Source organism: Maribacter sp. UH1 (assembly GCF_056839145.1).
This window is the reverse complement of the sequence record NZ_CM166387.1, coordinates 2415264-2438137: the sequence shown is the minus strand read 5'-3', so window position 1 is coordinate 2438137 and position 22874 is coordinate 2415264. Positions and strand designations below refer to the sequence as shown.

17 protein-coding genes are annotated in these 22874 nt (G+C 31.7%); 10 read left to right on the top strand and 7 right to left on the bottom strand.

The features are described 5' to 3' along the window. Window positions 1–53 precede the first annotated feature (53 nt). From UH1x_RS10665 to UH1x_RS10655, 3 genes are all read right to left on the bottom strand, one after another. Window positions 54–2405, bottom strand: coding sequence for a GumC family protein (locus UH1x_RS10665; RefSeq protein WP_482621673.1), 2352 nt, complete (start codon window positions 2403–2405; stop codon window positions 54–56). Window positions 2406–2640: 235 nt separating this feature from the next. Next, entirely contained in the window at window positions 2641–3993 is a 1353-nt protein-coding gene (locus UH1x_RS10660; protein ID WP_482621672.1) for an exopolysaccharide biosynthesis polyprenyl glycosylphosphotransferase, read from the bottom strand. A 229-nt stretch (window positions 3994–4222) separates the two neighbouring features. Next, window positions 4223–5713, bottom strand: coding sequence for a hypothetical protein (locus UH1x_RS10655; RefSeq protein WP_482621671.1), 1491 nt, complete (start codon window positions 5711–5713; stop codon window positions 4223–4225). Between the two features lie 269 nt (window positions 5714–5982). On the opposite strand from UH1x_RS10655, the gene UH1x_RS10650 reads away from it, so the two are divergent. Then, a complete protein-coding gene (locus UH1x_RS10650) occupies window positions 5983–7035 on the top strand; it encodes a glycosyltransferase family 4 protein (protein ID WP_482621670.1) in 1053 nt (350 codons plus the stop codon). Window positions 7036–7184: 149 nt separating this feature from the next. Here UH1x_RS10650 and UH1x_RS10645 read toward each other — a convergent pair whose 3' ends face one another. Genes UH1x_RS10645 through UH1x_RS10635 form a run of 3 tightly spaced genes read right to left on the bottom strand, consistent with a single transcriptional unit; the run spans window position 7185 to window position 10328 of the window. Further along, a complete protein-coding gene (locus tag UH1x_RS10645) occupies window positions 7185–7991 on the bottom strand; it encodes a glycosyltransferase (RefSeq protein WP_482621669.1) in 807 nt (268 codons plus the stop codon). A 46-nt stretch (window positions 7992–8037) separates the two neighbouring features. Next, window positions 8038–9327, bottom strand: coding sequence for a hypothetical protein (locus tag UH1x_RS10640; protein ID WP_482621668.1), 1290 nt, complete (start codon window positions 9325–9327; stop codon window positions 8038–8040). Then, window positions 9327–10328, bottom strand: coding sequence for a glycosyltransferase family 10 domain-containing protein (locus UH1x_RS10635; protein ID WP_482621667.1), 1002 nt, complete (start codon window positions 10326–10328; stop codon window positions 9327–9329). Before UH1x_RS10635 ends, UH1x_RS10640 begins: the two co-directional genes overlap by 1 nt. Before the next feature lie 619 nt (window positions 10329–10947). Here UH1x_RS10635 and UH1x_RS10630 point away from each other — a divergent pair. From UH1x_RS10630 to UH1x_RS10590, 9 genes are all read left to right on the top strand, one after another. Next, window positions 10948–11958, top strand: a complete 1011-nt coding sequence (locus UH1x_RS10630) for an NAD-dependent epimerase (protein ID WP_482621666.1) — start codon at window positions 10948–10950, stop codon at window positions 11956–11958. Window positions 11959–12035: 77 nt separating this feature from the next. Then, window positions 12036–13400: a lipopolysaccharide biosynthesis protein gene (locus UH1x_RS10625; protein WP_482621665.1), complete on the top strand. Its 1365-nt coding sequence runs from the start codon at window positions 12036–12038 to the stop codon at window positions 13398–13400. Between the two features lie 13 nt (window positions 13401–13413). Next, window positions 13414–14076 carry a CatB-related O-acetyltransferase gene (locus tag UH1x_RS10620; protein WP_482621664.1) on the top strand — a complete coding sequence of 221 codons (663 nt, stop codon included), beginning with the start codon at window positions 13414–13416 and terminating at the stop codon, window positions 14074–14076. 45 nt (window positions 14077–14121) lie between these two features. Next, the gene (locus UH1x_RS10615) at window positions 14122–15387 is read left to right on the top strand and encodes a hypothetical protein (protein ID WP_482621663.1); all 1266 of its coding nucleotides are present in this window, start codon (window positions 14122–14124) and stop codon (window positions 15385–15387) included. A 193-nt stretch (window positions 15388–15580) separates the two neighbouring features. Next, window positions 15581–16171, top strand: a complete 591-nt coding sequence (locus tag UH1x_RS10610; protein WP_482621662.1) for an acyltransferase — start codon at window positions 15581–15583, stop codon at window positions 16169–16171. Continuing rightward, window positions 16168–16758, top strand: coding sequence for a serine O-acetyltransferase (locus UH1x_RS10605; protein WP_482621661.1), 591 nt, complete (start codon window positions 16168–16170; stop codon window positions 16756–16758). Before UH1x_RS10610 ends, UH1x_RS10605 begins: the two co-directional genes overlap by 4 nt. Window positions 16759–16835: 77 nt before the next feature. After that, window positions 16836–18017, top strand: coding sequence for a glycosyltransferase family 4 protein (locus UH1x_RS10600; protein WP_482621660.1), 1182 nt, complete (start codon window positions 16836–16838; stop codon window positions 18015–18017). A gap of 63 nt (window positions 18018–18080) precedes the next feature. Next, a complete protein-coding gene (locus tag UH1x_RS10595) occupies window positions 18081–19190 on the top strand; it encodes a glycosyltransferase family 4 protein (RefSeq protein ID WP_482621659.1) in 1110 nt (369 codons plus the stop codon). 98 nt (window positions 19191–19288) lie between these two features. After that, window positions 19289–19426 (top strand): hypothetical protein, encoded by a 138-nt coding sequence (locus tag UH1x_RS10590; protein WP_036151586.1) that lies wholly within the window; start codon window positions 19289–19291, stop codon window positions 19424–19426. Between the two features lie 210 nt (window positions 19427–19636). Here the strand turns inward: UH1x_RS10590 and UH1x_RS10585 are convergent, their stop codons facing one another. After that, window positions 19637–22684: a DNA polymerase III subunit alpha gene (locus tag UH1x_RS10585; RefSeq protein ID WP_482621658.1), complete on the bottom strand. Its 3048-nt coding sequence runs from the start codon at window positions 22682–22684 to the stop codon at window positions 19637–19639. Window positions 22685–22874 lie beyond the last annotated feature (190 nt).

Genomic DNA, 22874 nt, shown 5'->3' with positions numbered 1-22874 from the left:
ATAAAACTTGTAAATGATCTTAATACATTAAATTACTGGATTATACTCAATATTTAAGAGCTATAATCATATCCGTAACCATAAGCAGCATCTTTTAGTTTTACGTCATTTAGAACTAAACCTACATTTCTAAGTTTACCAGATTTATCCATTTGCTCAACAGCATCTATGGTACTCTTTTTTGTTTCCGAAGCTCTTAACATATATAAGGTTAAATCCGCATATTTACTGATAACAAAAGTATCTGCTAATTGTAATACTGGCGCAGTATCAACTATAACATAATCAAAATACTCTTTTAATTCTTCAAACATTAAGGGCACTTTCGAATTCTTTAGTAGTTGAATTGGATTGTTTGGAATCGTCCCTGAATACATAAATTTAAGATTATTATGTAAATCAGTATTTTGAATATAATCCTGTAGTCTTACACTACTATTATTAAGAAAAGTGCTCAAACCATTTTTATAGTTTGCATTTGTTTGATAACGTTGCAATTGCGGATTCCTTAAATCTCCACCTATAACAACAACCCTTTTTCCTTCAGAAGCCAATGTAATACCAAGATTTACAGAAGTAAAAGTTTTCCCCTCTCCTTTCAATGAAGAGGTAACAAAAATACAAAGCGATTCTTTTTCAGGATTTGTTTTTTCAGCAAAATGTTGCACATCCGTAGCCAAAACATTAAAAGATTCAGATAAAATTGAACGCGTATTTGCTAGAATTACGGATGATTGTTTTGGTAAAATATGTGGTAACTCCCCTAAAAGGAGTAAATCTTTAGATTCCTTCTTAACATCATCTGTACTTAAAATTTTATCATTTAAAAGAGAAATTACATTAATGGTTAAAAACGGAAGTGCAAGACCTGCAATTAATGCTACAAACATTACGTTTTTAGAGTTAGGTGAAACTGGAACACCCGTAGTATAAGCTTTATCCACAATTTTTGCCTTAGGTGCACTTGCCGCTAAAGAAAGTGAATTTTCTTCTCTTTTTTGAAGTAAAAACAGATACAATGCTTCCTTAATATTCTGCTGACGTTCTATTCCTCTATAAGCACGTTCTTGGGCTGGCACATCAGAAATCTGAGAAGCTAGAACACCCGATTGTCGACTTAGATTATTCTTTTTTATTCGCAAGCTTGACCTCATACCAACCAAACTTTGCATTACATTATCTCTTATTTGCTTAATTTGATTGTTTAAGCCCACCACCAAAGGGTTTTGTTCACTAGCACTTTTAAGTAATTTATTTCTTTCTAATACATTAGAGTTAAATTCTGCAATTAACCCAGATAAACCAGGGTCATCTATACCTATGTTCGCTGGCAATAAACTGGTTTTATTATTTCTAAGGTGCTTAATCAAGGCATTGGTCAACTCTAGTTCAGTTCCTATACGTTGTTGTTCATTATTATAATCACTAACATTTTTTACAATTAGCTGAGATTCAGCCTCTATATCCGTTAGCAAATTTGATTCCTTAAATCTTTCCTTTCCAGTTTCTACAGAATCTAATTCAGAATTAATAATTGCCAAACGATCATCAATAAAAAAAGCTGTATTTCTTGCTATTAAATCTTTATCTTCAATAGCTTCTTGATTATATTCAAAAACCAATTGATCTAAAACCTCTTTTGCTCTAAGGGCATATTGATCGACCAAACCCAACTGAATCATAGTAGAATTTTTATCTACTAAGCCAACATTTAATTTATCGCTTAAGTAAGTAGAGGTACTCTCTACTCCATAGATAAAAACCTTTACATTTTTAAATTCTCCATTATCATCAACCCTAAAACTCATCTTATCATTAGGTTCCACAAAAAACTTAATATACTCAAGGTCTACTATTTCACCTATTTTGCTTATAATCGCCGTATCACTATTTTCAATTACTACTTCTACTTCTTTCTCATTTAAATACTTTATAGTAAAAGCATTTACTTCTTCTTTAACTGCTTTACTCAACAAATCATTATCTAAAAAAGCAGTTCTAATAACGTACGGACTATTTTTATAATATTCCTCTTTAAAAAAACCGCTATCTTCAGTATACTTAACATTTAGGTTTAATGCCTTTACAGCATTATGCATCAATCTTTTTGAACGTAATAGACCTAGTTCATTTTCAATACTACTCGTTGCTATACCACTCAATAACGATAAATCTGCAAAACCAGATCCAGCAGAAGGTCCTTTACTTTTTTCATCTGCTATAATAATGGTAGCGACTGCTTTATAAGTAGACTTTTTAAAGCTTAAATAAATAATACCAAAAAATATAGAAATCGCTGCACATGCTGCAAACCAAGTCCAATATTTTATATAACGGTCTAAAATTGACCTAAATGCAACACCTTCAGGCTCTTCAAAATACATATCGTAATTTTCCTTATTCATTTTAAAATTGCTTTTTTAATAAACGCAATCAACGAATTTAAAGCGTTTTTTTATCATTATTATAAAGTTCTTAATCGAATATAACTTTGATATTCTTTTTTCTGTAACTAGTCCATTTTTTTATTTCATTAAAAACTACTTAAACCAAGTTTTGAAATTCTCTCTACTGAATAAAATCGAACAACAATGACGGTATATTAGCTTATTAAATGGTAACTACGTAATATTACAATATCTAATACGCATTTTCTTCTCCTTTTATGATATTATAAACTGTGTAAAATAAAATTTGTAAATCCAACCCAAGAGACCATTTTTCTACATAAAAAATATCTAGTCGTGTTCTATTTGTTATATCAGAAGACTTAATAATCTCGCCCCTATACCCTTTAATTTGGGCCAGTCCCGTAATACCTGGCTTTACAAAGTGCCGCACTAAATATTTGTCTACAGATTTTTCATAATCTGATGTATGTACTACCATATGTGGACGAGGACCTACAACACTCATTTCACCCTTAAAAACATTAATGAATTGAGGAAGTTCATCTAAACTTGTCTTTCTTATAAATTTGCCGATACGGGTTACCCGCATATCGCCTTTTTTAGCCATTTGAGAATCAGATTCTTTATTTACGGTCATAGATCTGTATTTATAACACCAAAAAGTTTGTCGTTTATACCCATGCCTAAGTTGTTTAAAATAAAAATTTCCCGGTGAATCAATTTTTATCAAAATATATAATATAGGAGTTAACCATGACAGCAATAATAATATTACAAGACCTGAAAATACGATATCGAAAGCCCTTTTTGTAATTCTACCATATTGTGTATCCAAGGGAACATTTCTTAGGTTAAGCACAGGTGTAGTATTATAGGACTCTAATGACATGGCTCGATTAAATACATCCATATCATTAAGTATAACCTTAAAACGAATTAAATTATTATCTGCAAAATCCATGAAATTCCGCAATTCTGCTTCACTAAAGTTAGAAGCTACACAATAAATTATATCGATATCGTTATTTAAAATATACCCAAAAGATTTTTTTATTTCCCCCAAGTAAGTGGGACTTTTTGATTCTTTATCAGAAAAGTATCCATTATACTGATAACCAAAAGAAGGATTATCGAATACCTTTCTTATCTTTTTCAAATTACGATCTCTACCTAAAACAACTACTTTTACTTGATTTCCTCCACCTAATCTATACTTACCACGCAACCAATAAAATATTACTCTATACCATAGTAAACAAAGTGATAAAATAGTAAACACCAAATACTGATATACACTATTATCCACAATTCCACCCCTCAAAGAAAACAAGGCAAAATATGACAGAAAATAAACAAATATCACTTGAACTATCTTGTGAAATCTACTAAAAAATAATTCTTGTCGTTCTGTTGGATAAAAATTTAAAAAAAAAGTAATCAATAACCAACTGCAATTATAATAAACAATATTATAAAAATTCAAATAGGTTTCTGGAGTTAAAACAAACAAGACTACATTAATAATACATAGATGAATAAGTATTGAAATGGGAATTATATAATCTGACTTACGATATTTCATTTTATTGTAGGGGAAAGTTCCAATATATATTTTAAGAGTAATAAAATTAAGTAATGCAATATTCCTTTAATAAAATTATATCTCCAATTATTATCGACAAAGTAGAACTATTAATTGCTAAGAGATATGGACACTAAAATTTACAACTGTATCTGCAAACCAATATAGGAAGCTAAATTTATTGAGATAGCAATATGAAACATATAAGTGATTTAAAACGTTTTTTACATCAGTTAATCTGTTCCCACGCAAAACCACTACTCTGTAATTGCGTTACGCTACCCGGCGGAAATTCAGTTCGCCGTATCGATTCAGTATCATTATAACTACCATTGTTGGTAAGTTGAACCCTAGTATCTTCTGTTGGATTAAGCGCATTTTTAGGACTTATTTTAATAATATATATTCTGCCCACACAAGTGCTTGGATCCGGTAGGGTAACAAATGTAGAATTTAAAATAAACGTAGTGTGATGCTCTTCTGTTAGAATTCGAGGAGTCCCTACAGGTGTTGAAATAGAGCCTTCAACTCTAAAAGTAGTTAAATCATCTGTAAACCCGTCAATTAAGATTCTATCATCGAATGCTCCAACTCTTAATTGTTTATTGTTTTCATCGTAAAATAAATTATTATTGTCCTCAGAAGGTTGGGCTAATTCATTAGCAAAAAATATAGACCCTTGTGCTCCAGTATGACCGCCAACATCTACAGCATCTAGTTGTAGCCTAGTCACAAAATCTTCTGGTTCAGTTCCATCTTCACCTTTTACTCGCCCATGAAATTCAGCAACCTGTATGCTAGAATCACCAGTATCTATTGTAAGTTTATCAGTGAGTGTTTTCTCTCCCGCTACCGATTGCGCCGTCATAATGTCTACATAATTCTCAAACTCAGAAGCTAAATCGATTTGATCGACCAAATTTCCAGTTATTGCGCCCCAACTAGAAGCGCCACCCGAAGCATCTAATTGTGCCTTGGTCACAAAATCTTCAGGAGCTGTACCTTCCTCTCCTTTAACACGGCCAAGAAACTCAGCGACTTGCGCATCTATATCACCTGTATCGACTGTCAATTTATTAGTAAGTGTTTTTTCTCCCGCTACCGATTGCGCCGTCATAATGTCTACATAACTATCAAACTCAGAAGCTAAATCGATTTGATCGACCAAATTTCCAGTTATTGCGCCCCAACTCGAAGCACCACCCGAAGCATCTAATTGTGCCTTGGTCACAAAATCTTCAGGAGCTGTACCTTCCTCTCCTTTAACACGACCTAAAAACTCAGCAATTTGCGCATTTACATCACCTGTATTTATTGTCAGTTTATCAGTAAGTGTTTTCTCTCCCGCTACTGACTGTGCGGTACTTAGATTTACATAATTTTCAAATTCAGATACTAAATCAGTTTGATCCGTCAAAGAACCTGTTAACGAACCCCAAGATATATTGCCTGAACTTTCACCAGCACACATGTTATTCCACTGCGCTCCATCATAATAATAAATACAAGATGCATCAATATTAAAAACCATAGCACCTTGTAATGGATTTATTGCGAGCATTTCCACTTCTGTCATTCTACTAATCACTAAAACTTTTGAAGAACTCTCCAATTCAAGTAACGAAGTTGAATCTAGAGTTTGTGGATTGTCTCCAATTTTAATTTGTGCGGAAATAAAATTAGTTATTGTAAGCAATAAAAAGAAACAGAAATTTTTCATAATAATTACAAACTTTTAATTATAAAATAATTTATTTTGTAAGACCAGTAAAAATACCAACATACTATGAGTTATCACTTTTTTATCGACCATTTGTTAAATACATCGATATCCTTTCAGGAGTAATAATTTATAATATAAATTGCACATAAATAATTACTTTTCATAAACTAAATATAAATAGCATTTTTTAAAGATTATAAGATTTAATTATTTCTTCAATTAACATTTTTTAAAAATTTCAGATTAATACACATTACACAGTTTTAATGAAGAAAAAAAAGCATAAAGTATTAGTCGTAGCCACTTCTAAATTAACCCGAGGTGGTATTACTTCTGTTATTAAAGCTCATCAAAGTGGTCCGCAATGGAATTTAAACAATTGTAAATGGATAGAAACACACAGAGACGGATCTAAAATCCAAAAAATATGGTATGTCTTTAAAGCTTTGGTTATTTTCACTTGCTTATTACCATGGCATAATATTGTTCACGTACATATTGCTACGACTAATTCTGCAAAGCGAAAAAAACTATTTATATATCCTACCAAATGGTCAGGGAAGAAACTAATCTTACATTTTCACCCATCCAATGAAAAGTTTTTATTTGAACCAAAAAACCAAATACTTTATAAAAATTTATTTTCAAAAGCAGATTTAATTTTAGTTTTATCGGAACAATGGAAGCGTTGGCTCAAAGAAGCATTAGAAATAAATGATAATGTGGCTATTCTTTATAATCCGTGTCCTAAGGTTCATCAAAATAGAAGTTTACAAGATAAAAATATACTTGTAGCAGGTTCTATAATTCCTAGAAAAGGTTACGAAACTATTATAAATGCATTTGCCTTAATTGCAAAAAAAAATACAGAGTGGAAGTTAGTTTTTGCCGGAAATGGTGAAATTGAAAATGCCAAAAATTTAGTTAAGAAAAATGGTATTGAGCAACAAGTTGATTTTTTAGGTTGGGTAAAAGGAAAAGACAAAGAGCTAGCTTTTCAAAAATCATCTATATATTGTTTGGCGAGTGATGGAGAAGGCTTCCCCATGGGTCTTTTAGATGCTTGGGCATATCATTTACCTAGTGTTGTTACACCTGTCGGAGGTATTCCGGATATTGTTGAGCATGGTTTTACCGGTATGATTTTTCCTGTAGGGGATTTTAAAACATTATCATCCCAGCTTAATCAACTTATTAATGATACAGAAATGCGTAAACGTATTGTTAAAGAAACAGATAAGTTGGTTACAACTATTTTCAATGTTGACCACATCAACAATCAACTAGACCAGATTTATAAAGATTTAATTAAAAATTAAATTCTTATAATAAGAAAATAACTGGTGTAAGTTCTACGAATACACATCTTTTCTTAAGAAAAAAACCTATTAAATTCAGTTAAAATCTAGGTTTATTTTAAATAATTTAAATTGGATATAAAATTAGCAACATACCTACCAAATAGTTACTATTGCAAAATTTTTTTTCTTAATGGACTATCATAAATTCCTTTAATCAATTTTGGTGGCATATAACGCATTAATATTCGGCTAAATGGATATACATAGCGCCATGTTATGCCCTTTAATTTCCTTATGCCCTTCATGTATATCTTAAACTCGTGTAGCCCTTTAGATTTATCTCTAGATACAAAAGAATCTTGCGTTATTCTGAACTGAATTAAGCACTCAGGAATATTCCCGATTTTATATCCGGCATTTAATATGGTGAACCAAAGTGCCAAATCTTGCGTTAATCGATATTCTTCGTTATACCGTATTCCTTTATCAAAGATTTCTCGTTTCAGCATTACCCCTGCGTGCTGTAAAGGGCATGCTTTACAGATGTAATCTCTAACTTCTTCATCTGTAAGCGGGTAGTTTCTAATATTGGTATAGTTACCCAGCTCATCAATCTCTTGTGCTAAAGAGCCAACTACAGAATAGTCAGGGTTTTTTTCCAAATATTCAATTTGTTTTATAAAACGACCGGAGACCGATACATCATCACTGTCCATACGAGCTATATAAAGTCCTGTTGCATTATCAATGCCAATATTTAATGATTTTGTAAGTCCAATATTGCTTTCATTCTTATGTATTACTAAAATTTCTTTTAAAGTTTGTTTCCATTTTGCAATAACTTCATAAAGCCCTTTAGTCAATTCACCATCCTCAACGAGGATGATTTCTGTAGGTTTTAAGTTTTGAACAGTCCAAATACTATTAAGAGCCAGTTCTAAATATTCTGGTTTTTCTTTGTAGTATACAGACATGATTACCGAGAGGGAACGTTTAACCATTTTTCGTTTTTCTTGAAAATTATAGTGATAAAATTGATTTGATATCAATTACTTGTTGTCTTCTTTTACCTTGATAAACGGTATCAAAACTAATATATTCACCACTAGTTGAGAATCTAGGATGCAAATCGCAACGCGTTTCATTTTTGTATTTAGTACTTTGAAAAAATTCTGCCAAACAATGTAATTCCTTTGTTTTTCTATTGAAAAGAAACAATTTTTGCATTCTACTTTTATCTGGATACGAATCAAAAACTATCCAATCTCCAAAACAACTAGGATGGCCGTCACCTAACTGAAGTTGGGTCATTTCTAGGCATAATGTTGCAACTCCATTTAGACCTAAGTAATAATATCCATTTTCTCCATTTGCTTTTAAATAACCTAAAATAGTCTCATTATCTAGCCAATAGCAATGGCTTACATATTCTTCATCTATTACGACTTTAATAGTTTCAAAATCTGAATACATTAACCTATCAAATCTTCTTTTGCCTTGAAAATACCGATGTATAAACATAAATCCTTTTCCATTTGGCTGTATGATCAAATGATTCAATTTATGGGTACAATCTTTAAAAATATCTTTTGTTTTTACATTGACAACATCTTCTATAGTGTGCAACATCTTTGCATTACCAGAAGCATAATCTATTCTCCAAATACCATCATTTTTTAGATTGGTCAATTTAGATTGTTGTAATGGTGGTAAGCTGCGATACCCATAATCAGGTCGCATACTCAATAGCCGTTGATAATTTATAGAGAGAAAATACTTGTCTTTGTGGACCGCTTGTACGGGATAATCAAAAGTTTTAATCAATGAATTCTCTTTGGCGGAAAACACTTTAGATTCGTACCTTTTTAAATCTTCATTAAAATCATTAAAAACGAATAGCTCTTCATTTATCCAATGCAGTCGCGTGCCTTGTTGCCAATTATACGCTTTTGATTGTGCTATTTTCTTTGTTGTACCATCATGAATATTTGTAATCGTAATATCTACCGGTACAGAATCTGAAGGCAAATTAACAGATGCGACAGAACTCCTATGCGAAAGAACCTGACCATTATTATTCACTGTTGCTATATCATAATACCCACCAAATGTTTCAGATGAAGTATCAAAGCTAATTAACGGATCTATAAGTGTAATTTGAACAGGTTGTTCCATTAACTTAATAATGTAATCCTTTTTATGAAGTTTAGCGTTGATTGAAATATAAATATCTTTTAAAAAGGATTTTAAACCAGGAGTAGCCGATAAAATGGCCGCAAACACGCGCTCCTTCTTACTAAATGTTGCCATTATTTAAATTTCATTTTTAGCTTATTAACTACTCTAGATATCACCATAATCTTGATTTTCGCAAAATCAACGAAAGCGGTATCATGCTTTAAGGTAATCTGCTTTTTTGTGGCATTCGGATCCATAGTATCAAATTGAGATGCAAGCACGGCAAATAAATTATACTTATCCAATACCAAATCTTTAGCTTTTTGAATTTGGGCTATACTATTATTATAAGTGTCCTTTTCAAGAATATCTTCAATTATTTCTACTGACCTTTCAAAATCGTTAATATCAATTATAGAATAGGCATCCTTATCAAAATATTTATCTAGATTGGTACATCCATAATAAATAGGATATGAGTTACCCAAATAGCAATCAGCTAACTTCTCTGTCCAATAATCTGAGTACGAAGAATTTTCTATTACTACATGATATTTATAAGGAGCAATAACATCCCACTTATCATCAAAATCATTAAAACCCCTACCGAACAAATCAATTTGATCTCCAAAATGTGCCTTTAGCTTATGTACAAAATCTATTCTTTCTTGATGCCCTTTGGTAAAAGCTTTATTACTAGATATTACCGAGATCAATTTAGATTTAACTGGTGGTTCTTCATTCTTAAAACTATCATAGTTTTTTGAAAAACTTATTTCCCCCTTTTCATTTGCAATCTTACCTATATGCCAAGGCTGCGCTGGTTGATAATGCGTTTGATTCTTATGTTCTAAATTGTTTTGACAAACTACTATTTTACCAAATTGATTTACAAAACCTTTAGAGTAATGGTATACAGTCTCTGGCTCACCTGTTACAAAGAGCGTATTTTCAGGTGCAATTTCACAGGTTTCAGTCTTACGTTCACCTTTACTGTAAACAACCCAAAAATCAGGATTTTTAATCTCTTGATTAATATAAAACTGATATTCACCCCATTGAACAAGTTCAGCGGGTGTTTGCCGCTTACAACCTTCATTATCCTTCGCAATGGATAGTTTAACTTTATACATTATTTATTATTATTAGTGTTTTTTCAATACCGGCATTGAATATCAAAATTCAAATAGAAGATACTATCCAAAAAATTAGAGAAAATTATCGTTACAATTAATAAATTCTGCAAAAAAACAAATTATCTTTTTATTAAGAGATGTATAAATCATATTCTCGTTGATTAACCTAATTATTCTATCATTTAACTACATTTAATTATATTAATGATAATATTTAATATTAAATATTGTTTTTTTGTAAAAATTATAAATATAGTACTATTAATATTTTTAATCATATTTCAAACAAATAAAGCCTAATTCAAAAACAAATCTCAAAATTTAACCACTAGATAATACGGTTTTTCAATTGAAAAATTGTTTTAACAAAATATCTATTAAATCAAAAAATAAATCACTTTGTATTTTTTAAGATTTTGATATTTACAATTATAAAAAGTATGAATAAAAATAATCTTCCCTGTATATAAAAACCGTCTTTTTTCAAATTATAAAAAGCTTATCACAGTTTGTTGACACTTCAACGAATAGCAAAATAAAATCGAATGAACATTTTAGGAAAACGGTATCTTTCAAATCTTATTAATTAATAATAGATTTAAATAACAAAAAATAAATGAAAATTTTAGTAACGGGAGCAGCTGGTTTTATTGGCTTCCACTTAATTGAAAAATTAATTAAAAATGGATATCATGTAGTTGGTATTGATAATATCAATGACTATTATAGTGTTAATTTAAAATTTGCACGGTTAGCGGAAGCAGGAATTAACCGTAATTCAGTATCAACTGAGGGAAAATTAATTAAAAGTAAAATCTATCACAACTATCATTTTGCGAAAATCGATTTAACCGACTTACCAAAAATGGAAAACCTTTTTAGTCAAGAAGGTTTTACCCATGTCGTTAATTTGGCTGCTCAGGCTGGTGTTCGTTACTCCTTAGAAAATCCTCATGCTTATGTGCAATCTAATGTTGTTGGTTTTGTAAATTTATTAGAGTGTTGTCGAAACCATAAAATAGAACATTTCTTATATGCCTCCAGTTCTTCTGTGTACGGGGCTAATTCTAAAATACCTTTTTCCGAGGAAGATCGTGTTGACCATCCTGTAAGCATATATGCTGCAACTAAAAAAAGTAATGAGCTAATGGCACATTCTTATAGTCATTTGTATAGTTTACCAACGACAGGTTTGCGATTTTTTACGGTATACGGTCCTTGGGGGCGACCAGATATGGCACCAATGCTTTTTGCAAATGCAATTTCAAAAGGGGAGGCTATAAAGGTATTTAACAATGGCGATATGGAAAGGGATTTCACATATATAGATGACATTGTGGAGGGTATTAATAGTTGTATTTCTGCTTTGCCTGAAAAACAAAAAGCGGTAGTATACAATATTGGTAATTCTAAGCCAGTAAAGCTTATGGATTTTATTACTTGTATAGAAAAACACTTGGGAGTTAAAGCAGAAAAGAATTTTATGCCTATGCAAGATGGTGATGTAAAAAGAACTTGGGCGGATACCAATGCGTTGGAAAAAAGAGTTGGCTATAGACCCAAAATCGACTTAGAGGAAGGAGTTAGGTATTTTATTAATTGGTTTAAAGTAAATCCAAAATATTAATCTTTCTTTATTTAATAAAAAAGGGTAAGCAGTATTTGGAATTTATTTTCAGATACGTATTAAATGTAAAATAAAAATTGAAAAATAAAATAAAAAAAATATTAAATAAGGTAGGTATTAAAAGTGAACGGACTAAGAACATAACCAAGCACGTTCTTTTATCTGCATTGTATAAAGGCGGTAGTATACTATCTACTTTTATGTTGGTACCGCTGACTATTAATTATTTAGATACCGAGAATTACGGAGTTTGGTTGACACTAAGCTCGTTTATTGCTTGGTTTGCTTTTTTTGATATTGGATTAGGAAACGGTTTGCGAAATAAATTTACGGAAGCAAAAGCCAAAGGTGATTTAAAATTAGTGCAGGGGTATGTGAGTTCTGCTTATTACACTATTGGAGTTGTATGTCTTGGTTTAATTGTAATTTTTTCTTTACTTAATTTTTTTATAGACTGGACCAAAGTATTTAATACATCACCAGATTTGCAAAAAAACCTCAGTATTTTAATGCCTATAGTTTTTGGTTTCTTTTGTTTACGACTTGTCGCAAAATTAATTATAACTATATATACGGCTGATCAACACCATTCTATGCAAGGTAGAATTAACTTTTTTACACAGGCTGGGTCTTTGTTTTTGGTTTGGATGATGACCAAAACATCTGAAAGTTCTCTTCTAATATTTGGAATAATATATTCCATTTTTCCATTAGTTATTTTGGTTGGTCTCAATTTTTTTGCGTTTAATAACAAATACAAAGTGTTTAAACCGAAATTCTCTTTATGGAAGAAAGAATATTTAAATGATATTTTTGGATTGGGAATGAAATTTTTTGTTATTCAGATAGCTAAAATGATATTATTTTCAACAGACAATATTATTATCACACAATTATTTGGACCAGAGGAAGTGGTCCCTTACAATATAGCTTTTAAATACTTTAGTATAATAGAAATGGGGTTATCCTTAATACTAATGCCTTATTGGTCATCAATGTCAGAAGCTTATATAAAAAATGATTTTGATTGGATTCGGCAATCCATGAAGAATTTAATTAGGTTATCTTTTCTTTCAATCATAAGTCTTATTGTTTTAGTATTTGCTTCGCAATTATTTTATGATCTTTGGATTGGTGATCAGGTAGTTATACCTCTTTCGCTCTCTATCTATATGGCAATTTATTTTGCGGTAGTGATAAGTTATGGGCCTTTTACACATTTTATTAATGGCACGGGAAAGGTAAAATTGCAAATGTATGCTATCATATCAACCTCGGTAATTAATATTCCGTTATCTATTTTTATAGCAAAAACAATGGGATTTGGTGTTTCTGGGGTAATAATTGCAACCATCGTTTGTTTGCTTCCACATCTTTTTCTTTGTCCAATACAATATTCAAAAATTATAAATAAAAAAGCCTATGGCATTTGGGATAAGTAAATTTTTTAGTTTCTTGAGTTTACAAAGGATTGTTTTAGAAACAAAAAGGTTAATTAGAAGCTACAAATACCGTAGTGTCAATTTGAATTTAGCTTTAAATTGTGGTATAGTCAACACTAAATTTGGTATATATAATTATTTAGGAGAAAATGTATCCGTAATTAATACAACTCTTGGAGATTATACTTATGTAAATAGGGATTCTAAATTACTAAATACAAAAACGGGAAAATTTTGTTCTATAGGACCCAATGTTCAGATTGTTTTAGGAAAGCACCCATTGGACTTAGTCTCTACACACCCTGCTTTCTATTCTATTAATAAGGCATTTAAAACTTTTTCGGACACTAAATATTTTAATGAGTATGATCACGTTACAATAGGGAATGATGTTTGGATTGGTGAAGGAGTTTTAATACCAGCAGGAGTAACTATTGGAGACGGAGCTGTAATAACTGCTCGAGCAGTCGTTACGAAAGATGTTGCCCCTTATTCTGTGGTTGGAGGAGTTCCCGCTAAGTTTATAAAATATAGATTTACTAAGGAAATAATTGAAGAAATTAAGGCGACAAAATGGTGGGATTGGCCTGAAGATGAATTGAAATCTTCTTTTAAGTTATTCCATAGCCCTGAACTTTTTATTAAAAAAGTTGTTGAGCGAAAATTAATGGAATGATTTGTTTGAAACAATCTTATTAGATTAATACACCTTTTCTGATGCATGAAAAAAATTTTTAGTAATCTTATCGTTTTTCTATTTCTTTTAATTTCAGTTACATCTGTTGAAGGCTGGAGTTCGATTATGTTATCGACTTCTTTGACTTTTACTCTAATTAGGTCTTTTATATATGTTTTTATTTTGGTCTGGGGTTATTTTATATTTAAAAACCCATTTAATAAGCCCAAAATTGGGGCTTTTTCTTTTTTTATGATTTTAATTGTGATAACTGGTGTTAGATCAATTTTTATTGCTGAAGGAAAGGAACAGTGGGAGTTTTTGCTTTTATATTTTCCAGCAATGTTGAGTTTTATAACTGTTTATTATTTAGATTATCCTTTTTTGTTTAGGAAGATTAATTATTTTTGGTTTCGTATAGCTCCAATTCTATGTCTTTTGTGGTTTCCGTTTATGTCTAGTATAGGAGAAGCAATTGGCTTTTTTCTTCCACTACTACTAGTTTACTTATTATTTTTCAGAGTAATTCCTTATAAATCAAAAGTCATCCTATTAATATTATCTTTTTTAATCATATTTATTTGTTATAAAGAAGGAGCTAGAAGCCATGTATTAAAATTTTTAATTGCCTTATTACTAGGTGTTAGCTTGTATTTTAAATCCACTTGGGTTTATTTAAAAGCTATTAAGTTTGGGCGAAATATTTTTTTAATTACACCTATTGTTCTTTTTATATTAGGCATTACTAATGTATTTAATGTGTTTAAAATGGATGAATACATTTCCGGGGATTTTTCTTACGTAAATACTAATACCTATGGAGAAGTGCGTGAAACTAGTTTGACAGCCGATACTAGAACTTTTTTATATGAAGAATCTATATATTCTGCTATATTAAACAAAAATGTGATTTTTGGACGCACTTTTGCAAGGGGTTATGATTCAAACTGGCAGGCTAGGAGATCTGCTAGTCAAGGAAAGATAATAACGACAGATGTTGTTGATCGTATATCAGAAGTAGCAATAATAAATATTTTTACTTGGATGGGGTTACTAGGAGTACTATTATATTTTTTTGTTTTTATAAGAGCCACAGCATTGGCTATTTATCATTCTAATAATAGTTATATTAAAATTGTAGGATTATATCTAGCTTTTCGTTGGTCATATGGTTGGGTAGAGGATTTTCAGAGATTGGATATTTCAACTTTAACTTTGTGGATGCTCTTTGCTATATGTTTTTCAAAAAGTTTTAGAAGTATGAATGATTTTCAGATTAATAAATATATGAGTTCCATCTTTATTAAATAACTATTTTGCGATAAGCATGATATAATTTAATTATCTAAGGGTTATTGATTAGTCATATATTTTAATAACCATAAAAATTTTGAAGAAAAATATTAGTTCTTTAGTTATTAATCCTTGAACATGAAATATCTACTAACATGCAGAATGGTTTTTTTTATCAAAGTAATGGGTGAATTCTAGAAAATATATTAAAATGAATAGATTTTTTAAAAAAGTTAACACAATTAGATTTAAAGTAATAAATAGTATAATATCTTTTTTTGAGTCTAATTATTTAAAATTTATTGGTGTAAAATTAGGCAGCAACTGTAGTTTTAGGGGATGGGCTTCTTTTGAAATGGCAATTAATTCTTTAATTAAAATTGATGATAATTGCCGCTTTAATTCTAGAACAACATCTAATAGAATAGGTGTTAATCATAAATGTATGATTTCTACATTAGAGAGGAATGCAATATTGGATATTGGTTCTGGTTCTGGTTTTAGCGGTGTAACAATAGGTTGTTGGAAAAAAATAATTATAGGAAAAAATGCCATGGTTGGAGCAAATGTGTTAATTACAGATAGTGATTGGCATATGGATGACCCTAGAGTTTCTGGACGACCCAAACCTGTTTTTATAGGAGATAATGTTTGGTTAGGGTATGGTGTTGTAGTAATGAAAGGAGTTTCGATTGGTGATAACACTATCATAGGTGTCAATAGTGTCGTAATTAAAGATATACCTGCAAATGTTGTTGCAGCCGGAAATCCTTGTAGGGTTATAAAAGCAATAAATTCATGAAATTAAAAGTCGAAAATAAAAATAATTTATTTAACTATATAAAGTCTGATTTATACAGATTAGGCAAAGGAGTTTCAAAGAAGACTTTTCTAAAACAATATAGAACAAATAAATGTTTTCGTTTTATAGTTTGGTTTAGGTTAGCTAGGAACTATAATATCTTAAAAAGAAAAAAACAATATTTTCTTTTTGCTTTTATATCAAAAATTATTTATACAAAACTGAGCACAAAATATGTTATAGATTTTCCTTTATCCGTTCAAGTTGGATATGGCTTAAAGATCAATCACGGTATGGCATTAGTTGTTAATTACCAAGCTATAATAGGGAACAATGTAATGTTATCCCATAGTGTTACTCTTGCATCAGAAAAAAATGGAGTTCCTATTATAGGTGACAAAGTAAGAATTTCTCCAGGAGTAGTAATTGTTGGTGGAATTCATATTGGCAATAATGTTGTTATTGGTGCTAATGCATTGGTAAATAAAAATGTACCTGACAACTCAGTTTCTGTTGGTGTACCCAACAGAAATATTCTAAAAGAATTTGAAGAATTCACAGAGCGCTATTATTATGAAGATTTTTAATCCTGCATAAATTTTTTATATATCCATACTTATTTTGAACAAAATTGTAACTCAAATCTTATTAAGCATATAAAAAAATGAAAGTATTCTTGATAACCAAACAAGCATTTCCAAATGGAATGGCTGGAACAAAACGCGTCAATTGTTATGCAAAAGGCTTAATTTCAGCAGGCATAGATTGTGAAATAATTATAGCTACAAGAACTGAGGTATATGGAAAACCAATTAAAAACAACATCCCTCAAGGTGAATATTATAGGTATATTAGCAATAAGACTGAGCGTGAATCAAATATCTTAATCCGTAGATATAATGATTACATGGATTATGTAAAAACACTGAAATACATTGTTAAACACAGTACAAATGAAGATATAATCTTAAATTACTTAAGAGAAGATTCTTTAAATGGCTTAATTATAAAAGCTGCTAAAAAAACAGGAGCCAAAGTCGTTCGAGATTTATGTGAATTCCCTTTTGGGACTGGGGAGGAGAATAATAAAATCAAAAAGAAACGTGAGAAATTTTTAAAAAACATTTTTCCGAAATTTGATGGGTTCATTTGTATTTCAGAACCATTATCTAATCTAGCACATAAATACAAATCACTAAACGCTAAAATAATTAAAGTTCCAATAATGGTGGAGCCAAAGGATGAAGTTATAAACAAGAACTTAACAATGTCAATTGACACACCATATATTTTTCACTCAGGAACTTTATATGAACAAAAAGACGGTATTTTAGGAGCTCTTGAAGCTTTTGCAATTGCTTCACAAAAGTTAAAGTTTCCTATTAAATATATTCTTACCGGAAACTTATCGAAATCTCCAGATCGTTCAAAAATAAATGATATTATTGAAAAATATAATATACAAGACAAAGTTATATTTACTGGTTTTTTGTCAGTAGAAGATTTAGATACATATCAAAATGGTTGCACTTTAATGATAATCAATAAGTTATACAATCAACAAAATTTTTACTGCTTTGCGACAAAATTAGGCGATTATTTATTGGCAGAAAAACCAGTAATTACTACTACTGTTGGTGAATCTTTAAATTACCTAAAAGATAATGAATCAGCCTATATTATTGAACCTGGTAATAATCAAATATTAGCTGATAAAATAGTTCAGGTGTTTCTGAATTCTGAAAGGAGTAAACAGATTGCTAAAAAGGGAAAGGAAGTGGCTTTAAATAATTTTTTATATAAAATTCAAGGTTTAAAATTGGTAAACTTTTTTAAATCTCTTTAAAATATTTTATTAAAACTTTATAGTATTTCCCTTAATTAGTCATACAAACAACAATAATAGATTATGAAGATTTCGTTCGTTTTAGATTCATTCGGTGGTGGTGGTAAAGAACGCAGATGCTTGCAACTCATTCAAGGTCTAAATAATGAAGGTTATAATGATATTCAAGTTATAATAATCAATAATGATGTAGACTATGAAGATTTGTATGATGCAAATATTGAATTACATATTATTGATAGAAAAAATAAAAAATTAAATTTTTTAAAAACCTATCGCACCGTTAATCAATTGTTAATCAAGTTTAACCCAGATATTGTTCAAGTTTGGGGTGTATTTTCTGCTTTTTTCACAAACCCTGTAAGTATTTTTAAACGTTTTAGCTACATAGGTTCTTATGTTGCAGATTGTAACAGTCCTTATTTTTTTTCCGTTTCTAAATTAACCGTTTCGTTAAATATTATCCTTTCAAATTATATAATAGGCAACTCAAAAGCCGGTATAAATGCCTATGGTATTCCCTTAAAAAAAGCTAAAGTAATTTATAATGGTTTTAATGAAAGTAGATATAAAAAAAATGGATTTACTAAAATTGATATAAAGGATAATCTCAATATAAAATCAAAAAACATTGTTTCAATGATTGGTCGAGTTGATAACAATAAGGATCAAAGAACATTCATAGATGCTGCAAAAAAAATTTTAAAATTTAGAAGAGATATAACCTTTTTAGTTATCGGTAAAGGCGAAAACTTAAAAATGTTAAAAAATATGATTAACAAAGAAGAAAGTGAACATATTCATTTTCTTGGATTCAGAACAGATGTTGAAGACCTAATAAAAATTTCAGATATTACAGTACTTTGCACAAATCCATTAGTACATAAAGAAGGAGTTTCCAACTCAATTTTAGAATCTCTTGCATTTGGAGTTCCGGTCATAGCAACGAACGATGGTGGTACACCTGAAATTATCGAGCATGGGATTAACGGTTATCTTATTAACGCTTTTGATTCTGAAGATTTGAAAAATAAAATTAATGAAATATTGATTGATGAAAATTTAAGTAATAGCCTTTCGAAAAATGCTGTGAGAATTGTAAAGGAAAAATTTACTTTAACGACAATGACCAATAATTATATTGAATTATATAAGAAGTGTCTTAACACCTAAATAACGTTACTTTTTTATACAAATTAGATTACCACTGAATAATCTTTCAAGCTAACTTTTAAACCAAAAGCGACCACCAAAACCCGTAAATTGATCTCATGAAAAAATTAATACAATTCTTTGGTGCTTGGTATGGTGCTAAGAAAATAGGCGGCGGTAAATGTGGTTGTATCGGAACCTTTTTTGTGTTCTTGATATTATTTTGGCTATTGGGATATGTGTTTGAGGCATTTTAGGAAAAATCGTTATTCGTTTTTCGTTGATGGTTTTTTGCGCTAGACGTTGTACGCTTTACGCATTTCACTGGGCGCCTTTCGCTGGGTGCTTCAATTGAGCTTCGCCTGTGACGCGATAACCGGGGTGCTTTTCGTCTCGCGATGAACTTCACGAAAAAATTATTTTGCGCTGAGCGCGTAGCGCATTGCGAATAGCCAACTGCGCTTCCTCTATTCTCTAACATCTATACTCTCTTCTCTCCCTCCTGCTTTCTCACCAGTTTTCTTTTGATCAAAAACCTTAACGCTGGTTTTCATATCTGCATATCTTGGGTCTTGTATGAAGTCTTGCTTTTGCATTTTCATGACCTCAATACTTAAAAAGCCAAATTCACTAACCACCTTGCCGTAGAATCTATAAATTCCTCTTCCTCTGAACATATATTTTTTAGCTACGGGCGGAAACAGCACGGTATCAAAAACTTGCCCTTGTTGATCTAATAACGTGGCAAAGAACATAGCTTTTTTTGTATGTGTTCTAGTTCTTTTTACCGTTATCAAATATCCGTAGATATCAATATTTCTGTTTAAATACCGCTCTAAATCTTCACTCCCAGAACTATTTAATGGTGCTTCTACTAACAGCTCAAACGGACTGCATAAACTAAACCCTAACAACTCTAGCTGTGTAAAAGCAACTTCTAGATTAGTACTATATAATGAAGGAATTTCAAAATGTTGATGCCTTGGCGCGAACAGTTTTGGGTGTTCTATTTTCTTCGTCTTGTTCAAAAACAAATGTGCTTTCCAAAGTAATTCATGTTTGTTGGTTTTGGTAAACCGGAATGCATCAATTCGTATTAAAATACTGACTTGTTCTATGGAGATGATCAGTCTATCCAAAAAATCTTCCAACGATATAAAATCACCTTTCACAAAGCGTTCTTTTAAAATACGCTCCATCACCCGTTGTTCCAATTCCCGCAAATAACCTAATCCTAAAAACAAATCTTTATCATAAATCTTATTTGCTGCATTACTTCTATTTACGCAAGGCGGATGAATTGTTGCCCCCAACATACGGGCTTCGTGTACGTAGAATTCGGGTTTATAAAATCCGCCACCATTATTGAGCACCGCCACCATATATTCCAACGGATAGTAGGCACGTAAAAATAAACTTTGGTAGCTTTCTACCGCATACGATGCCGAATGCCCTTTGGCAAATGCATAGCCTGCAAAACTTGCTACCTGATTCCAAATCTCCTGAATGAGTTTTTCTGCATATCCCTTTTTACGGCAGTTGTCCATAAATTTATCTTGCACTTTTTGAAACTCCTCCCGTGAACGGAACTTACCGCTCATTCCGCGTCTTAATACATCGGCTTCACCTAAATCTAGATCTGCAAAGTGATGGGCTACTTTAATGACATCTTCTTGGTAGACCATAACTCCGTATGTCTCTGGCATAATTTCCAGCATTACCGGATGTGCCAGCTTCTCTGCCCTGCCCTTATTACGATGGCGAAGAATATATTCGCGCATCATTCCGCTTTTAGACACTCCTGGGCGAATAATAGAACTTGCCGCTACCAAACCCAAATAGGTATCTACCTCTAGTTTTTTCAACAGCATCCGCATAGCGGGAGATTCCACATAAAAACAACCCATGCACTGCGCAGTTTTTACCAAATTATTGACTTTCGGGTCTTTTTTAAATGCCTTGATATCATGAATATCAAACTTGGCAAATTCTTCTGGTCGGTCACATTCCAGAATATCTAGCGTCTCTTTTATTTTCGAGAGTCCGCGTTGGGCAAGAATATCGAACTTAAAAATACCAACATCTTCGGCAATCACCATATCAAACTGCGTGGTGGGAAATCCTTTTGGAGGCATATTGGTTGCCGAAAACCAGTGAATGGGTTTCTCGGTAATTAGAATTCCGCCTGCATGAATACTCAAATAATTGGGCATACCGTGTAGCAGCTGTGTGTATTTCAAAACCAAAGCCGATATATTATCTAATCTACTCGCCTCTACATTACCATTACATAATAGATCTATTTCATCTTTTGGTAGCCCGAATACCTTACCCAGCTCTCTGATTACTCCCCTAGATTGAAAAGTAACATAGGTCCCCAAGAGCGCTACATTCTCGAATCGATTAAAAATATACTCCGTCATCACCGGTCTGTCACGATGCGAGAAATCTATATCAAAATCGGGCGGATTTACACGATACAGATTAATAAAACGCTCAAAATACAGGTCGAGCTCCATGGGATCTACATCGGTAATAAAAAGCAGGTATGCCACAATACTATTGGCACCGCTACCCCTACCCACGTAAAAGAAATTCTGCTTTCGGGCATAAGTGATGATATCCCAATTGATCAGAAAGTAAGAGACAAAATTCATTTCTTTAATGAGGTGCAGCTCCTTCTCCAAGCGGTCCAATACCGCCTGATTTATATCAGGATACCTAAGCGGTAAGCCTTCTTGACATAATTGTTCTAAGAATAGTTCATCTTCTTCTGTACTGCCTAAATACTTACTCAAATTTTGAGGTTCTCGATCTTTAGTGAAATCGAAATAAATGGAACAAGCATCCATTAACCGCTGGGTATTTTCAAGTATAAAACTATGTTCGGAAAAATGCGCCGCCAAATTAGGTATCGCGTACATGTGTTCGTCATCGCGAGCCTGCTCCGTAACCGACAACATACTCAGCAAAGTGTTATTATCAATGGCACGTAATAATCGATGCGCATTAAAATCGCGCTTATTTCTAAACGTTACGGGTTGCAGCAATACTATTTTATCTCGCTGCTCCAATAATTTTGAAAACCGAAGTCGCTTTAGCTCATTTACGGAAACCCCAATAAACTCATGCTCGGCAAAGGTTTTCTTTTCATGCTGCAGCACTTTCTCAAACGGATAAATAACGAACACCTCTTTAAACTGCGGAGCGAGTTCCGGTAGTTTCTTTTCGTTGTGAATGTGATGGGACAAAAAATCATTGAGTTCTAAAAACCCTTCATTATTCTTTGCAACACCTACAAAACAAGGTTCTACTCCGTTTCTAAAATCGATTCCCAAAATAGGTCGCACATCATATTCAGTCGCCTTACGAACAAAATTTAAACAAGCAGAGGTATTATTAATATCGGTCAGTACTAATTGTGTAATGCCATGCTTTTTTGCCAATTGCAAAAGCTCAATCTCCGAGAAAGTCCCGTATCGAAGGCTGTAGTATGTATGGCAGTTTAGGTACATTTTTTTTGTTCGTTTTTTTCGCTGTTCGCTATTCGCTTGACGCTATGCGAAGTGTGCTTTTTTTGCGTTTTGCGTGTGACGCTCGGCGTGCTGCGCAATGCGCTCCCTCTCTTTTCTCTTCTCTCTTCTCTATATTCTATTTTCTATATTCTAGCTTCTTTTCTCTCCTCAACAAACAACAGGTCTCCAC

Bases quoted from the DNA above. Each gene is read 5' to 3' on its own strand.
- UH1x_RS10655 (WP_482621671.1), bottom strand. From the start codon at position 5,713: ATGAAAAATTTCTGTTTCTTTTTATTGCTTACAATAACTAATTTTATT.
- UH1x_RS10585 (WP_482621658.1), bottom strand. From the start codon at position 22,684: ATGTACCTAAACTGCCATACATACTACAGCCTTCGATACGGGACTTTC.
- UH1x_RS10590 (WP_036151586.1), top strand. From the start codon at position 19,289: ATGAAAAAATTAATACAATTCTTTGGTGCTTGGTATGGTGCTAAGAAA.
- UH1x_RS10645 (WP_482621669.1), bottom strand. From the start codon at position 7,991: ATGTCTGTATACTACAAAGAAAAACCAGAATATTTAGAACTGGCTCTT.
- UH1x_RS10660 (WP_482621672.1), bottom strand. From the start codon at position 3,993: ATGAAATATCGTAAGTCAGATTATATAATTCCCATTTCAATACTTATT.
- UH1x_RS10665 (WP_482621673.1), bottom strand. From the start codon at position 2,405: ATGAATAAGGAAAATTACGATATGTATTTTGAAGAGCCTGAAGGTGTT.
- UH1x_RS10600 (WP_482621660.1), top strand. From the start codon at position 16,836: ATGAAAGTATTCTTGATAACCAAACAAGCATTTCCAAATGGAATGGCT.
- UH1x_RS10595 (WP_482621659.1), top strand. From the start codon at position 18,081: ATGAAGATTTCGTTCGTTTTAGATTCATTCGGTGGTGGTGGTAAAGAA.
- UH1x_RS10605 (WP_482621661.1), top strand. From the start codon at position 16,168: ATGAAATTAAAAGTCGAAAATAAAAATAATTTATTTAACTATATAAAG.
- UH1x_RS10640 (WP_482621668.1), bottom strand. From the start codon at position 9,327: ATGGCAACATTTAGTAAGAAGGAGCGCGTGTTTGCGGCCATTTTATCG.
- UH1x_RS10630 (WP_482621666.1), top strand. From the start codon at position 10,948: ATGAAAATTTTAGTAACGGGAGCAGCTGGTTTTATTGGCTTCCACTTA.
- UH1x_RS10610 (WP_482621662.1), top strand. From the start codon at position 15,581: ATGAATAGATTTTTTAAAAAAGTTAACACAATTAGATTTAAAGTAATA.
- UH1x_RS10635 (WP_482621667.1), bottom strand. From the start codon at position 10,328: ATGTATAAAGTTAAACTATCCATTGCGAAGGATAATGAAGGTTGTAAG.
- UH1x_RS10650 (WP_482621670.1), top strand. From the start codon at position 5,983: ATGAAGAAAAAAAAGCATAAAGTATTAGTCGTAGCCACTTCTAAATTA.
- UH1x_RS10615 (WP_482621663.1), top strand. From the start codon at position 14,122: ATGAAAAAAATTTTTAGTAATCTTATCGTTTTTCTATTTCTTTTAATT.